This window comes from Manganibacter manganicus (assembly GCF_002075885.1).
GTDB lineage: Bacteria > Pseudomonadota > Alphaproteobacteria > Rhizobiales > Rhizobiaceae > Mesorhizobium > Mesorhizobium manganicum.
In genome coordinates, this window is sequence record NZ_MDET01000045.1 from 61,189 (window position 1) to 76,043 (window position 14,855).

The following is a 14,855-nucleotide window of genomic DNA, read 5'->3' on the forward strand; positions in this document are numbered from 1 at the left end:
AGGTGGACCTTACGCTGCGGCCAGCCGGACTTGAGTCTCTGTTCTGCCTTCGGCAGTTTCCGCCTCGCCCGCGAGTACGGGCCTGAAGGCCTTGAGACGCAGGGCGTTGGACAGAACGAAGACGCTCGACAGCGCCATCGCGCCCGCCGCCAGAACCGGCGAAAGCAGTGTGCCCGACACCGGATAGAGGACGCCGGCGGCGACCGGGATCAGCGCGGCATTATAGGCGAAGGCCCAGAACAGGTTCTGCTTGATGTTACGGATCGTCGCCTTCGAGAGCGCGATCGCGTTCACCACGCCGCGCAGGTCGCCCGACATCAGCACCACATCGGCCGACTCGATCGCTACGTCCGTTCCCGTGCCGATCGCCAGGCCCACATCGGCTTCCGCCAGCGCCGGCGCGTCATTGATGCCATCGCCGACGAACGCCACCTTGCGGTCGCCGGAACGAAGCGCGTGGATCGCTGTCACCTTGCCGTCCGGCAGCACTTCGGGAACCACCTCGTCGATCCCGAGCTGACGCGCGACGGCTTGCGCCGTGGCGCGGTTGTCGCCGGTGATCATGGCAACCTTGAGCCCCAGATCGTGAAGCGCACGGATTGCCTCTGGCGTCGTTTCCTTGATCGGATCGGCGACAGCAATCACCGCCGCGAGCCTGCCGTCGATCGCTGCATAGAGCGGCGACTTGCCTTCGCCGCCGAGCCGGGCGGCCTCGCCGGCAAACGCCGCCACGTCATGGCCGAGTTTTTCCATGTAACGGTCCGCGCCCACGGCCACATGGCGACCGCCGACAGTAGCGGCAACCCCATAGCCCGGCACCGCGTCGAAGCTCTCGGGCGTGCCGATCTGCAAGCCGCGTTCTTCCGCCGCGGCAACGGTTGCCGTCGCAATGGGATGCTCGGACTTTGCTTCCACGGCCGCCACAAGCGCCAGCACCTCGTCGTGCTCGAACCCGGCGGAGGGGGTGAGGTCGGTCAGTTCCGGCCTTCCCTTGGTCAACGTACCGGTCTTGTCGAGCGCGACCATCGCCACATCGCGCAATGACTGCAACGCTTCGCCCTTGCGGAACAGCACGCCGAGTTCAGCCGCCCGGCCCGTACCGACCATGATCGAGGTCGGCGTCGCCAGCCCCATTGCGCAGGGGCAGGCAATGATGAGCACGGCCACCGCATTGACCAGCGCGAAGGTGAGCGCGGGCGACGGACCGAAGACCAGCCAGACAAGGAAGGTGATCGCCGCGACCGCCATCACGGCCGGCACGAACCACGCCGTCACCTTGTCGACCTGCGCCTGGATCGGCAGTTTGGAGCCTTGCGCCTCTTCGACCATGCGGATGATCTGCGCAAGCATGGTATCCGCGCCGACCTTGGTCGCCCGGAACGAGAAGGCGCCGGTCTTGTTGATCGTGCCGCCCACGACTTCCGCCCCGGCCTGCTTGGCGACCGGCACCGGCTCGCCGGTGATCATCGATTCATCGACGTAAGAACTGCCCTCGACCACTTCGCCATCGACGGGCACCTGCTCGCCGGGCCGGGCCTGGACGATATCGCCGGTGCGTACCTCCGACAGCGACACTTCGATCGTCTGGCCATCACGCTCGACGCGCGCGGTTTTTGGCTGCAAGCGGACCAGCCGCTTGATCGCCTCGGAGGTACGGCCCTTCGCCTTCGCTTCCAGATAGCGGCCGAGCAGAATCAGCGTGACGATGACCGCCGCGGCCTCGTAATAGACATTGGCCGTGCCTGCGGGCAGCACCTGCGGCGCGAAGGTCGCGACCACCGAATAGCCCCAGGCTGCGGACGTGCCTACCATCACCAGCGCGTTCATGTCCGGGGTGCCGCGCAGCATCGCCGGCACGCCCCGCTTGAAGAACAGGCGTCCCGGTCCAAACAGCACGGCTGTCGTGAGAACGAACTGGATCAACCAGCTCGTCTGCGTCCCGATCGTGTTCATCACCAGATCATGGATCGCCGGCACGAGGTGCGAGCCCATTTCGATGACGAAGACCGGCAGCGTCAGCACCGCTGCGATAAGAAGCGAGCGACGAAGGCCGTTCATCTCACGCTCGCGGGCCTCCCGCTCCCGGTCGGTAGAGGCTTTGCCTTCGATCCGGTGCGGCTCATAGCCGGCGCCGCGGATCGCTGCCTCGATATCTTCCAGCGAGGCGACGCCGGCGCGGTAGCGCACGCTCACCCGCTCGGTCGCGAGGTTGACCGTGGCGGTCTCGACACCCGGCACGGCGTTGACGGCCTTTTCGACATGGGCGACGCAGGACGCGCAGGTCATGCCGGCCACGCCCAGTTCGACCGTCGTTTCCCGTACGCCATAGCCCGCGCCTTCGATAGCGCGGACGATTACAGCCGCATCGGGCTTGCCCGTGAAAGCGACATCGGCGCGCTCCGTGGCCAGATTGACGCTCACTTTCGCCACATCCGGCAGTTTGGCGATCGCCTTTTCCACATGGGAAACGCACGACGCACACGTCATTCCCTCAACGGGAATGCTGAGCGTGGAACTGGCACCGGCTCCTTTCTGCAATGGAACGACATTGGTCATGGCAGTCTTCCTTCTCAAATCCATTGCACCCCAGATAAGGCTTCCAACAATGGGAAGGTCAAGGCTTGCGAACAAGATCTTTTTTCTGGCGGCCACGCTTGACCTTGCCATCGTGGCAACGTCCATATCAGGCAGCGGACACACCATCGAGGAGAGTTCGCATGTTCCAGTTCACCATCCCCGGCATGACCTGCGGCGGCTGCGCCCGCAGGGTTACGAATGCGATCCTGAGCGTCGATCCGCAGGCGCAGGTCGTCACCGATCCACCGTCGCGCGATGTAAAGGTCATCTCAAAGGCAAACGAGCAGGCGCTGCTCGCCGCGCTCGGCGAAGCCGGCTATCCAGCGGAGCAGCCAGCAGCCGCATGATCAGACTGGCCGCGCCCCTCAGCAGGCGTGGCCGAAACGCTGGCGGTATTCGCCGGGCGTCAGCCCGATGAACCTTGCGAAGATCTTGCGGAAGGCCCCCGGATCAGCATAGCCCGTTTCCCAGGCGATCAGCTCGACGGCGAGCGCGCTGAACCTCAACCAATCCGCCACGGTGGCGCACAGTCACCGTGGCGTTATATCCCTACGATAGACATGCCCGGCCAAAGCGCTTTCTCAAACCAACGCTATAGCCAGGGATAGAGACTATGGACCATACGCAGGTCGAGGCTGAGTTCCGTACCAGCCTCCTTGAAGAAAATGACGGACCGGGAACCAATCCCACCGACAATCGCACGATGGGCGAAGTCATCGCCGCCCGCTTTTCCCGCCGGGGCTTCCTGAAGGGCTCCCTCGCCGTTTCCGCCATCGCCGCGACCGTCAGCCCCGTGGCACTCCTGACCGCGGAGAAGGCGCATGCTGCCGGAGCGTCCGCCTTCGTGTTCGACGAGGTGGAAACAGGTATCGACGACAGGCATCATGTCGCCGCCGGCTACGACGCCGACGTGCTGCTGCGCTGGGGCGATCCGATCTTCGCCAACGCGCCGGAGTTCGATCCGGCCAACCAGTCGGCCGCCGCCCAGGCGAAGCAGTTCGGCTACAACAACGACTATGTCGGCTATATCCCGCTCGAGGGCTCGTCGGAGCATGGCCTTCTCGTCGTCAACCACGAATACACCAACCCGCACCTGATGTTCGCCGGCCTGGTCACCATCGGCGAGAAGGACGGCAAAAAGATGCTCCAGCAGGCCCCGCTCAGCAAGGAGCAGGTCGACATCGAGATCGCCGCCCATGGCGGCGCCGTCGTCGAGATCCGAAAGGTTGACGGCAAGTGGCAGGTCGTGCGCGACGGCAAGCTCAATCGCCGCATCACTGCCGGCACCGAGATGCAGCTTTCCGGACCGGTCGCCGGCCATGATCGCGTCAAGACCAATGCCGATCCGTCCGGCCTCAAGGTTCTCGGCACCGTCAACAACTGCGCCGGCGGCGTGACTCCCTGGGGCACCTACATCATGGCCGAAGAGAATATCCACGGCTATTTCTCTGGCGAGCTGCCGGCCGATCACCCGGAAGCGGCAAACTACAAGCGCATGGGTATCCCCGAGGGCGCCTATGAGTGGGCGGCCCATTACGACCGCTATGACCTCGCCAAGGAGCCGAACGAGCCCAACCGCTTCGGCTGGATCGTCGAGGTCGACGTCGATGATCCCACCTCGACGCCGAAGAAGCGCACCGCTTTGGGCCGCTTCAAGCACGAGGGCGCGGAATCGATCGTGGCGAAGGACGGGCGCGTCGTCTTCTATCTCGGCGACGACGAGCGCTTCGACTATGTCTACAAATTCGTCACCGCCGGCGCGTTCAACCCAGACGACCGTGCGGCCAATATGGACCTGCTCGACGAGGGCACGCTCTACACCGCCCGCTTCGACGAGGACGGCTCGGTCGAATGGCTGCCGCTGACCTTCGGCGAAGGCCCGCTGACGGCCGAAAACAGCTTCAGTTCGCAGGCCGACGTGCTGATCGAGACCCGCCGCGCCGCCGACCTTCTCGGCGCGACCAAGATGGACCGCCCCGAAGACATCCAGCCCAACGGAGTCAACGGCAAGGTCTATGTCATGTTGACCAACAACACGCGCCGCACCGACGAGCAGGTCGACGCCGCCAACCCGCGCGCCAAAAACGCCTTCGGCCACATCATCGAGATCATCGAGGACGAGGCCGATTTCACCGCCACCAGCGGCAAGTGGGAAGTGCTGCTGAAGTGTGGCGATCCGTCGGTGGCGGAAATCGGCGCCTCATTCTCGACCTCGACCACGGAAAACGGCTGGTTCGGCATGCCCGACAACTGCGCCGTCGACACGGCCGGCCGGCTGTGGGTCTCGACCGACGGCAACAACGCCAAGGACACCGGCCGCACCGACGGTCTGTGGGCGGTGGACACGGAAGGCGAGGCGCGCGCAACCTCGAAGCTGTTCTTCCGCGTGCCGGTGGGCGCCGAAATGTGCGGCCCGCTGTTCACGCCGGATGACGAGACGGCTTTCGTCGCCGTGCAGCATCCGGGCGATGGCGGCGAGGAATGGGAAGGCTTCGGCCGCCCGTCCTATTACGAGGACCTGTCGACCCGCTGGCCCGATTTCCAGCCCGACATGCCGGTGCGTCCGGCAGTCGTGGTGATCACGAAGCAGGGCGGCGGCAAAATCGCGGTCTGACACCCGCAAGGCCTGCGGAGACGGCTGCTCGGCCGTCCCCGAGACCCGCAACGCTGAGAACACACGGACGAGCATTGCCGCGACGATACTGTCGCGGCTCCCCCGAGAACGTCGCTAACATAATGCGTTCCGATATAGACACGGGAGATCGTCACGAGGACGGCAGCGGCGAGGAACCACGGTCCCGTTCGCCGGCACAAGCAGCAGAAACGCCGCGGTAATGGCGAAGGTCGCAGTGGCATGATCGGAGGGGAAGATGGATCAGCGCTGCGGTGGATCAGCAGATGCGTGACGCCGCCGTCATAGGGGCTGCATGCGATGAACGAACAGGAGGATCAACTGGTTGAGGTCAAGGCCCGGCGACGCCCCGAGGAATCAGCTCACAAGCAGATCTGTCGGCTCGAACCGCGTTACGTCGATCAGGCCAATGTCGGAAATGCGGAGTTCGGGGATGACGACCAGTGCCAAAAGCGAATGCTGCATATAGGCGTTGTTGAGCGTGCAGCCGCAGTCGCGCATCGCCGTGATCAACGCGTCCGCTTCTTCCGCCACGATCTCGGCACGTTGATCCGACATCAGCCCGGCGATCGGCAGGCGGACCAGCGCCAACTCGCGGCCCTCGCTATAGACGACGACACCGCCGCCGACCTCCGCCAACCGATTTGCGGCGAGCGCCATGTCCTTTTTGTCGGTCCCGACCACGATCATGTGGTGGCTATCATGCGCCACGGTGCTGGCGACGGCGCAAGGCTTGTCGTAGCCGAAGCCGGAGACGAAGCCGTTGGTGACGCCGCCGGTGGCGCGATGGCGTTCGACCAGCGCGATCTGGCAGACATCGCCCTCGCGGTCCATGCCGACCAGCCCATCCTGGACCGGCAATTCGCATTCCAGCGCCCTGGTCGGCGCCTGGTTTTCGATGACACCGATAACACGCGCCGTCACCTCATTAGCGCCTTCCAGCGCCGGTATGTCGAAATTCTCCGCCGTCAGCGACTTGCCAAGGCGGACCGTGTTCCTGGCGCTATCGGGATAGCCATAGGGGGGAATATCGGCAGTCAGCCGGCCGTCCTTGGCCATGACCTTGCCGCGCGCGATGACGAGCTCGACGGCCAGCGATGGCAGGTCGGAGGTCAGGATCAGGTCGGCGCGGCGGCCAGGCGTGATCGAGCCCAGTTCGCGCTCCAGCCCGAAATGCGAAGCCGTGTTGATGGTGGCCATCTGGATGGCCGTAACCGGGTTCAACCCCTGCGCGATGGCGTGGCGCACCACGCGGTTCATGTGGCCTTCATGCACCAGCGTGCCGGAATGGCTGTCGTCGGTGCACAACACGAAATGACGCGAGTCGAGTCCGCGCTCCGTCACCGCCTTCACCTGCGCGGCGACATCGTACCAGGCCGAGCCAAGCCTCAGCATGGCGCGCATGCCCTGGCGCACACGCGCGATAGCATCATCGAGCGTGGTGCCCTCATGGTCGTCCGCCGGCCCGCCGGCGACATAGCCGTGGAAAGGCAGGCCGAGATCCTTCGAGGCGTAGTGGCCGCCGACGGTCTTGCCGGCCGCTTGGGTGGCGGCGATCTCGGCCAGCATGTTTGCGTCGCCTGCCGCGACGCCGGGGAAATTCATCATCTCGCCGAGGCCGATAATGTTCGGCCATGCCATCGCCTCGCGCACCTCGTTCGGCCCGAGGCTCGCGCCGGCATGCTCCAGTCCGGGCGCGCTCGGCACGCAACTCGGCATCTGCACGAAAACGTTGATCGGCAGGCCGGCGGCCTCGTCATGCATCAGCTTGACGCCCGCCATGCCGAGCACATTGGCGATCTCGTGCGGGTCGATGAACATGGAGGTCGTGCCGTGTGGGATGACGGCGCGGGCGAACTCCGTCACCGTGATCATCCCGCTCTCGACATGCATATGCGCGTCGCACAGGCCCGGCAGCGCATAGCGGCCGGCGCCGTCGATCACCTCGGTTCCGTCACCGATCGCATGCGAGGCATCCGGCCCGACAAAAGCAAAACGGCCGGCGGAAATCGCCACGTCCGTGCCGGAAATGATCTCGCCCGAATGGACATTCACCCAGCGCACATTTCGCACCACCATGTCGGCGGGCGCCCTGCCCGTCGCCACGTCCACCAGTTTCGGCGCTCTCTCGGCCCAGCTTTTCATCATCTCTCCTCTCTCAAAACGGAAGCTTCCGCCGGCGGGCGGACGATCTCGACGCAATAGCGCGGCACATTGTTGGCCTCCCGCCGCCGGTAATAGTCGAGGCAGAAATCGAGGAAGGCGGCGAATTTGCGCGAGACGTAGCGCCGGCGCATGTAGAGAAGGTTGATGGCCGTCGGCGGCGACTGCCACTCAGGCATCACAGGCACCAGATCGCCGTTCATACATTCGATCTCGGTGAAGAAGGCTGGCAGGTAGACGATGCCTTCGCCGGCAACGGCGAAATATTTCAGCATCCAGTAGTCGTTCGCCATGCACAGCGCCGAGGGCTCGTGGCGTACGCTCTGGCCCTCGCGCTGCAGCAGCCAAGGCTCCAGCCCGTTCGGCTGGCGGAAGGCGACGGCATTATGGCGTGCCAGATCGACCGGAATCTTGGGGCTGCCGTGCCGCTCCAGATAGCGCGGGCTCGCATAGAGGCCGGAGGAGGCTTGGCCAAGCTTGCGCGCGATATAATCGGTGTTCGGCGGATCGCCCCAATAGAAAATGCCGTCGAAGCTCTGCTGCCGCTCCGGCGCCAGGAAATAGCCGAGCGACAGGAAGATTACCTCGACCCGGATCTGCGGATATTGCCGTCGAAAGGCGTAGAGCAGCTCGGAGGTGAAGGAGGTGCCGAACTCACCCGTCGAGGCAATGGTGAGCATGCCGGCGATGTCGTGGCGCGCCTCCACGATCGCCGCCTGCGCCCCTTCGCAGCTTTCTCGGATACGATAGGCATGCTCCAGGAACTCCGCGCCGGCGTCGCTGAGCAACAGGTCACGGCCATCGCGGACGAAGAGTTCGGCACCCAGCGAATCCTCGAGCTTGCGGACCTTATGGCTGAGGCTCGACTTGGGCAGGCCGAAGAGCTTCGACGCGCGCGACAGCGACTGCGCTTCCGCCACCTTCAGGAAATAGTCTATCGCTTCGAGGTCCATTCGCTTCGTCCAATATCTTGGACAAATCGTCCAAGAATTAATCGAAACCGCGTATTGCCTGAACGATGCTAATCCGACATTCTCTTCCGAGACAAGAGGCAATCGCGCCGGGACCACAGGGAGCAGCGGCTCCCCGGCGAAGGGACAGGGGGAGCCGTGACCGATATCCGCGATTTCATCCGCGCCGGCCGCGCCGAACTCAAGGCGACGCTGATCGTCAGCGGCGGGACGCTTGTCAATGTCACCTCGGAGGAAATCTATCCGGCGGATGTCGCAATCTACCAGGATCGTATCGTTGCCGTCGGCGACGTGTCCGATTATCGCGGACCTGAGACCGAGATCGTCGACGCTACCGACCATTACCTTTGCCCCGGCATGATCGACGGCCATCTGCATGTCGAATGCTCGAAGATGTCGGTCACCAGCTTCGCCAAGGCGGTGGTGCCGCTCGGCACAACCTCGATCATCTCCGGACTCGACCAGATCCTCGTGGTGTCGGGGCTCGAAGGCGCGCGCGAATTCCTTGACGAGGCGAAAGCCTCGCCCCTGAAGATATTCTGGGGCGCACCCTGCAAGACGCCCTACACGCTGCCGCGCTCCAATGTCGGCTATTATTTCGGCCCCGACGACCATCTCGCCACCCATTCCTGGCCCGAATGCGTCGGTATATGGGAGACGGTGCGCGAATTCGTCGACACGATGGACGATGACGTGCTGGCCGCGATTGAGCTTGCGGAGAAGACCAGGCTCCCGATCCTCGGCTGCTCGCCCATGTGCCGAGGCCACAAGCTCAACAGCTATCTGCAGGCTGGCGTGCGCGCCGACCACGAGAGCTACGACGCCGAGGAGATGCTGGAGAAGCTGCGCAAGGGCATGCATGTCGTGGTGCGCGAATCCTCGATCTCGCATTTCCTGACCGAGAATCTGCGCATCGTCACGGAAATGGGCATCACCGCCACCGGCCGCATCAGCTTCTGCACCGACGACGTCGTTGCCAGTGACATCCTCGAGCGCGGCCATCTCGACAACATGGTGCGCATGGCGATCCGCATGGGTGTGCCGCCGCTCACCGCGATCCAGATGGCGACGATCAACGGCGCCGAGGCGCTGAAGATCGCAAACAAGGTCGGCTCGATCTCGCCAGGGCTTGCGGCCGACATATTGCTGGTCAAGGACCTCGATGATTTCCGCGTCTCGACGGTCATCGCCAAGGGCAAGCTGGCCGCCCGGAAGGGCGCGCTGGTCGCCGACCTGCCGCCACCACCGCGCAGCACGGCAATCACAAAGACCTTCAAGGTCGATCGCGTGACGCGCGACGACTTGGTCGTGCGCGCCGATACTGCGGATGCCGAAATCCCGGTGCTGACGCTTGCCGTAACGCCTGACAAGATCTTCGTGCGCAAGCGCCGCGACGTCACGCTTCCCGTCCGCGACGGCATTGTCGAGGCCGATCCGGCAAAGGACGTGCAATATGTCTGCGTGGTCGAGCGCTACGGGAAAACGCGTAACCGACCGGTCGCCTTCACCTCCGGCTTCGGCCTGCGCTCCGGTGCATTGGCGACCTCGACCGCGCCCGACGACAACAACATCGTCTGCGTCGGCACCAATCCGGACGACATGGCGGCTGCCATCAATCACATCATCGACAATCAGGGCGGCCAGGTGGTCGTCGATGGCGGCAAGGTCATTTCCTTCCTGCCGCTGCCCATAGGCGGCATCGTCTCCGATATCGAGCCACGGGAGATGGCCGGGAAGGAAAAGGCGCTGGACGAAGCTGCCAGGACCCTCGGCTGCGCCCTGCCCTGGCCCTTCATGTACATGTTCGTCCTGCAGATCACCGCAATTCCCGACTACGCCATAACCGATCTCGGGGCGATCGATTGCGTGCGGCTCAAGGTCGTGGACCCGCTAAAGCCTGCCGCCTGAGCCGTAGCAACAAAGGGAGGAACGACATGCTGAAGACAGTGGGACTTGCCCTCGCCATGCTGGCGGGACTGTCATTCGCGGCCGGCGATGCTTTCGCCGAAGAGCCGACGAAGCTGAAGATTGCCGGTATCCTTTCGGCCGGCAAGGAGGCGCCTTGGGAGACCTCCTTCGTCAACTCGATGAACCGCGTCATAGCGGCCAAGCCGCATGGGCTCGACATCGAGGTGAACTACACCGAAAACGTCTACGACAATGCCGAGCAGGTCTTTCGCACCTATGCCCAGACCGGCGAATACGATATTCTTTTCGGCGATACCGCCTATGTCGACGCGATCGAGGCGTTGAAGGACGAATTTCCCGAAACCATGTTCGTGATGTCCGGCTCCGGCAATCACGGGCTCGGCGGCAATGCCTACTGGATCTTCATCCATGCGCACGAGCCGGCCTATGTCATGGGCCAGTTCGCAGGCAAGCTGACCAAGTCGAACGTCATCGGCGCCATATCGACCTTCCCGGCGGAGGACACGAACGACCAGATCAACGCCTTCTTCCAGGGTGCGCGCGACGTAAACCCGGAGGTCAAGGCGAAGATGACCTTCATCCAGTCGTGGTTCGATCCGACCAAGTCCAACGAGGCGACGTCAGCCCAGATTGCCGCCGGCGCCGACATGATCTACCAGATGTCGGGCGCCTTCGAAGTCTGCGAGGAACGGCAGATCGGCTGCTTCGGCAATTATGTCGACATGTCGAAGGTGGCGCCGAAATCGATCGTCGCGTCCACGATCGTCAAATGGGATCCGCACATCAACTGGATCATCGACCAATGGTGGAAGGCCAAGACCACCGATGCCGAGTTCGACGCGCCGATGAAGCCGAAATGGTTTCCCTGGTCCGAAGGCTCCGGCGACCTGGTCGTCAATCCGGCCTGGAAGGACAAGATTCCGGCAGACGTGCTCGCGCTTGCCAAAAAGACCGAAGAGGCGATCAAGAACGGCGAGAAGAAGATCGAACTCGACATGAGTGAGCCCAAGGCCGAATAGCCGGGCAGCGAGCGGGGTTCCGATGGATACGACCACGCCGGCGAGGCTCTCCGTCCGCCACCTGACCAAGAGCTTCGGCCAGATGGTGGCAAACCAGGATATCTCACTTGATATCCTGGCGGGCGAGTTGCACTGCCTGCTCGGTGAAAACGGGGCCGGCAAGTCGACCCTTTCCTCCTGTCTTTACGGCCTCTACCAGCCGGATGAAGGCGAGATCCGGATCGACGGCGCGCCCGTCGATCTCAACTCGCCGGGAGACGCGATCCGTGCCGGCATCGGCATGGTGCATCAGCATTTCGTGCTCGTGCCGACTTTCACGGTGCTGGAGAACATCGCCGTCGGCACCGGTTCCGGGCTTTCGCTCGACCGCCGCAGCGCACTGCGGCGCATCGCTGTGATCTGCGAAGAATACGATATCCCGCTTGCCCCCGACCGGTTGGCGGGCGACCTGTCGGTCGGCGAGCAGCAATGGGTGGAAATCGTCAAGGCGCTCTATACGGGCGCGCGGCTCCTGATCCTCGACGAGCCGACGGCGGTACTGACGCCCGACGAGTCGCGCAAGCTTTTCGCCGTCATCCGCCGTCTGATCGATGACGGCATCTCGGTCATGCTCATCAGCCACAAGATGACGGAGGTCATGCAGTCCGACCGCGTCAGCGTGTTGCGCAAGGGTCGGCTGGTTGCGACCGTCAAAACCGCGGAGGTGACGCGCGACAAGCTGACTGCCATGATGATCGGCGGCCAGCCGCCTTCCGCCGCACGCGCCCAACGCGACACGGTAGGCAGCGGACAGGTCTTGTCTGTGCGCGATCTCACCCTCTCGCGCGACGGCAGACCGGCGCTCGGCGAGGTTTCCTTCGATCTCGCGGCAGGCGAGATTCTCGGCATAGCCGGCGTATCCGGCAATGGACAGGACGATATCTTCGAATGCCTGGCTGGCCTGACGACGCCGGATTCCGGCTCGATCGCCATCGAGGGCAAGGCGCTTCTGCACGCCTCCCCCGCCGAGATGGCGGGGCGCGGCGTCGGCTACGTCCCAAGCGACCGCTTCCGCGACGGGCTGGTTTCGGATTTGACCATTGCGGAGAACCTGACGCTCGGCCAGCAATGGAGTTCGCGCTGGCGTAAGGGTCCTCTGCTCGACCGAACCGCACTCGATACAAACGCCGAAACCGCTATCGCCGATTACGCGATCGCCGCGCCCGGTCCCTCGGCGCGCTGCGGCAAGCTTTCCGGGGGCAACGCGCAGAAGGTGATACTGGCGCGCGAATTCGCCAAGGCGCGGCGCATCCTTCTCTGCAACCAGCCGACGCGCGGCCTCGATGTCGGCGCGGTCGGCTTCGTGCACCGTGAATTACAGCGCAAGCGCGACGAGGGCTGCGCCATCCTGCTCGCCAGCGAGGAACTCGACGACCTTTTCCAGCTCGCCGATCGCATTATGGTCATGTTCCGCGGCCGCGTGATGGCTACGCTCGACACACAGGCGGCGACCTATGAACAGGTCGGGCATCTAATGGCCGGGCAAGAAAAGCAGGCGGCCGCCGCATGAGCGCCATCACGCTCGCCGCATGGCGCCTGGAACGCCGCCGCGAGCAACGGCCGGGCGCCCGCTTCGTCGGGCTTGCGGTGGCGCTTGCCGGCGCCCTTATCCTTTGCAGCCTGCTTTTCGTCGCGGCGGGCGCCAGTCCGCTGCACGCTTTCTCCGCTCTCCTGAAAGGCAGCTTCGGTTCGCTGCGAGCCACCGGCGAGACGCTGGTCAAGGCGACGCCGCTGATCTTCACCGGACTTGCCGCATGCGTCGCCTTCCGTGCCCGCATCTGGAACATCGGCGCCGAAGGCCAGGTCTTCGCCGGCGCCATGTGCGCATTCTGGATCCAGCACAATCTCGCCGGCTTCCCGGCGGCAGTTCAACTCCCGGTGATCGTGATCGCCAGCATCGTCGGCGGCGCGCTCTATGCCGGGATCGCCGCGGTGTTGAAGACACGCTTCTCTGTCGACGAGGTGATCTCGACGGTGATGCTCAACTACATCATCGTCTATGTGCTCTCGCTCCTGCTGCTCAACGGTCCATGGAGCGAGGCCGGCGGCTTCTTCGAGCAGACGGCAAGGATAGACAAGAGCGCCTGGCTGCCGGTGCTCCTTTCCGGCACGCGGCTGCATGCCGGCTTCCTGCTGGCGCTGGCGGCCGCGGTGCTCGTGCAGATCCTGCTTTCGCGAACGCCGCTAGGCTATGAGATCAAGGCCGCCGGTTCCAATCTGCGCGCACTCGAGGTGCAGGGCACGAATGTCCGCCGCGTCATCCTCGTCGTGCTGCTGGTTTCCGGCGCGCTTGCCGGGCTCGCCGGCATCACCGAGGTCTATGGCGTACATCACCGGCTGAAGGCCGGCGCCATCATGGGATACGGCTATACCGGCATCATCGTCGCTATCCTCGGCCAGCTCCACCCGGCAGGCATCGTCGTGGCGGCGATCCTGTTCGGCGCGCTGGTCAACGGGGGGACTCTGATGCAGATCGAGACCGGCGTCCCCTCCGCCTTGATCTATGCCATCGAGGCGATCCTGCTGCTCTTCTTCCTCGGCGGCTGGTCGGCCTGCAATTTCCGCCTCAGGAGGGTGCGCCATGCTTGACCAGCTCCTGCAGGCCTCGATTCTGGCCAGTATCGCCGCCGCCACCATCCGCATAGCCACGCCATTGCTTCTTGCCGCAATCGGCGAGCTCGTCGCAGAACGCAGCGGCGTCTACAATATGGGCGTTGAAGGCATGATGCTGATGGGCGCCTTCATCGGCTATCTGGCGGCCTATGAGAGCGGCTCGCTCTGGTTCGGCGTCTTCGCCGCTGCTCTCACCGGCGGCCTCATGGCCCTGGTCTTCGCGATCATGACAATCACGCTCAAAGTCGAGCAGATCGTAACGGGCCTTGCGCTCAACCTGCTCGGCGCCGGCCTTTCCAATTATTGGCTGCGCGCTGCCTTCGCCGGCGAGGGCAAGACGCCCGTAATCCCCCATTTCTCCGATGTGCCGATTCCGGGTCTGAGCGAGTTGCCGCTCGTCGGTCCGATCCTGTTCGACCAGCGCGTGCTCACCTATCTTGCCTTCCTGCTCGTCCCTGTGGTCTGGTTCTTCCTGTTCCGGACCCGCTACGGGCTGATCGTGCGCTGCGCCGGCGAGAACCCGAAGGCACTCGACGTAAAAGGCGTTGGGGTCGCTCCGGTGCAATATGCCGCCGTGATCTTCGGTGGGATCATGGCCGGAATCGGCGGCGCATTCCTGTCGGTCGGCTCCGCCGCCCGTTTCGTGCCGGACATGACCAACGGGCGCGGCTGGCTCGTGATCATCATCGTCATCGCCGGCCTGTGGCGGCCATGGCCGGTGCTTGTCGCGACGCTGGCCTTTTCGCTGCTCGATGCATTGCAACTCCAGATCCAGGGCATCGGCCTAGACGTCCCCTATCAGTTACTGCTGATGATGCCCTATGTGGTGGCGATCGTCGCACTTGCGATCCGCCCCTCGCGCGGCGGTGCCCCCGCTACCCTCGGTGTGCCTTATCTGCGCGAGTGACGGCT

11 protein-coding genes and 1 pseudogene are annotated in these 14,855 nt (G+C 64.2%); 7 read left to right on the plus strand and 5 right to left on the minus strand.

Going from position 1 to position 14,855, the window contains the following annotated elements:
• Nucleotides 1-9 precede the first annotated feature (9 nt).
• Complete coding sequence (locus BFN67_RS19485; protein WP_080921268.1) at nucleotides 10-2,556, minus strand: heavy metal translocating P-type ATPase; 2,547 nt, start codon at nucleotides 2,554-2,556, stop codon at nucleotides 10-12.
• A 161-nt stretch (nucleotides 2,557-2,717) separates the two neighbouring features.
• On the opposite strand from BFN67_RS19485, the gene BFN67_RS19490 reads away from it, so the two are divergent.
• A complete protein-coding gene (locus BFN67_RS19490; protein WP_080921157.1) occupies nucleotides 2,718-2,924 on the plus strand; it encodes a heavy-metal-associated domain-containing protein in 207 nt (68 codons plus the stop codon).
• 18 nt (nucleotides 2,925-2,942) lie between these two features.
• On the opposite strand, the gene BFN67_RS19495 is transcribed toward BFN67_RS19490, so the two are convergent.
• Nucleotides 2,943-3,083: a helix-turn-helix domain-containing protein gene (locus BFN67_RS19495; RefSeq protein WP_245295348.1), complete on the minus strand. Its 141-nt coding sequence runs from the start codon at nucleotides 3,081-3,083 to the stop codon at nucleotides 2,943-2,945.
• Nucleotides 3,084-3,190: 107 nt separating this feature from the next.
• Here BFN67_RS19495 and BFN67_RS19500 point away from each other — a divergent pair, with 107 nt between their 5' ends.
• A complete protein-coding gene (locus tag BFN67_RS19500) occupies nucleotides 3,191-5,191 on the plus strand; it encodes a PhoX family protein (protein WP_080921159.1) in 2,001 nt (666 codons plus the stop codon).
• A 63-nt stretch (nucleotides 5,192-5,254) separates the two neighbouring features.
• Here BFN67_RS19500 and BFN67_RS19505 read toward each other — a convergent pair.
• From BFN67_RS19505 to BFN67_RS19515, 3 genes and pseudogenes are all read right to left on the minus strand, one after another.
• Nucleotides 5,255-5,548 (minus strand): annotated as a pseudogene (locus BFN67_RS19505) (phosphatase PAP2 family protein); the annotation flags it as partial.
• A gap of 18 nt (nucleotides 5,549-5,566) precedes the next feature.
• Nucleotides 5,567-7,357, minus strand: coding sequence for an adenine deaminase (gene ade / locus BFN67_RS19510; protein ID WP_080921160.1), 1,791 nt, complete (start codon nucleotides 7,355-7,357; stop codon nucleotides 5,567-5,569).
• Nucleotides 7,354-8,325, minus strand: coding sequence for a LysR family transcriptional regulator (locus tag BFN67_RS19515; protein ID WP_080921161.1), 972 nt, complete (start codon nucleotides 8,323-8,325; stop codon nucleotides 7,354-7,356). Before BFN67_RS19515 ends, ade begins: the two co-directional genes overlap by 4 nt.
• A 156-nt stretch (nucleotides 8,326-8,481) precedes the next feature.
• Between BFN67_RS19515 and BFN67_RS19520 the strand changes: the two genes are divergently transcribed.
• From BFN67_RS19520 to BFN67_RS19540, 5 genes are read left to right on the plus strand one after another with little or no spacing between them, the layout of a single operon-like run.
• Nucleotides 8,482-10,251, plus strand: coding sequence for an adenine deaminase (locus BFN67_RS19520; RefSeq protein WP_080921162.1), 1,770 nt, complete (start codon nucleotides 8,482-8,484; stop codon nucleotides 10,249-10,251).
• Between the two features lie 26 nt (nucleotides 10,252-10,277).
• The gene (locus BFN67_RS19525) at nucleotides 10,278-11,291 is read left to right on the plus strand and encodes a BMP family ABC transporter substrate-binding protein (RefSeq protein ID WP_080921163.1); all 1,014 of its coding nucleotides are present in this window, start codon (nucleotides 10,278-10,280) and stop codon (nucleotides 11,289-11,291) included.
• A 22-nt stretch (nucleotides 11,292-11,313) separates the two neighbouring features.
• A complete protein-coding gene (locus tag BFN67_RS19530; RefSeq protein WP_080921164.1) occupies nucleotides 11,314-12,840 on the plus strand; it encodes an ABC transporter ATP-binding protein in 1,527 nt (508 codons plus the stop codon).
• Nucleotides 12,837-13,919, plus strand: a complete 1,083-nt coding sequence (locus BFN67_RS19535) for an ABC transporter permease (protein ID WP_080921165.1) — start codon at nucleotides 12,837-12,839, stop codon at nucleotides 13,917-13,919. The genes BFN67_RS19530 and BFN67_RS19535 overlap by 4 nt, the downstream gene beginning before the upstream one ends.
• Nucleotides 13,912-14,850 (plus strand): ABC transporter permease, encoded by a 939-nt coding sequence (locus tag BFN67_RS19540; RefSeq protein ID WP_080921166.1) that lies wholly within the window; start codon nucleotides 13,912-13,914, stop codon nucleotides 14,848-14,850. Before BFN67_RS19535 ends, BFN67_RS19540 begins: the two co-directional genes overlap by 8 nt.
• Nucleotides 14,851-14,855: the final 5 nt, after the last annotated feature.

Excerpts from the sequence above, each read along its gene's own strand:
- BFN67_RS19540 (WP_080921166.1), top strand. The coding sequence starts at position 13,912 with ATGCTTGACCAGCTCCTGCAGGCCTCGATTCTGGCCAGTATCGCCGCC.
- ade (WP_080921160.1), bottom strand. The coding sequence starts at position 7,357 with ATGATGAAAAGCTGGGCCGAGAGAGCGCCGAAACTGGTGGACGTGGCG.
- BFN67_RS19530 (WP_080921164.1), top strand. The coding sequence starts at position 11,314 with ATGGATACGACCACGCCGGCGAGGCTCTCCGTCCGCCACCTGACCAAG.
- BFN67_RS19525 (WP_080921163.1), top strand. The coding sequence starts at position 10,278 with ATGCTGAAGACAGTGGGACTTGCCCTCGCCATGCTGGCGGGACTGTCA.
- BFN67_RS19485 (WP_080921268.1), bottom strand. The coding sequence starts at position 2,556 with ATGACCAATGTCGTTCCATTGCAGAAAGGAGCCGGTGCCAGTTCCACG.
- BFN67_RS19535 (WP_080921165.1), top strand. The coding sequence starts at position 12,837 with ATGAGCGCCATCACGCTCGCCGCATGGCGCCTGGAACGCCGCCGCGAG.
- BFN67_RS19515 (WP_080921161.1), bottom strand. The coding sequence starts at position 8,325 with ATGGACCTCGAAGCGATAGACTATTTCCTGAAGGTGGCGGAAGCGCAG.
- BFN67_RS19500 (WP_080921159.1), top strand. The coding sequence starts at position 3,191 with ATGGACCATACGCAGGTCGAGGCTGAGTTCCGTACCAGCCTCCTTGAA.
- BFN67_RS19490 (WP_080921157.1), top strand. The coding sequence starts at position 2,718 with ATGTTCCAGTTCACCATCCCCGGCATGACCTGCGGCGGCTGCGCCCGC.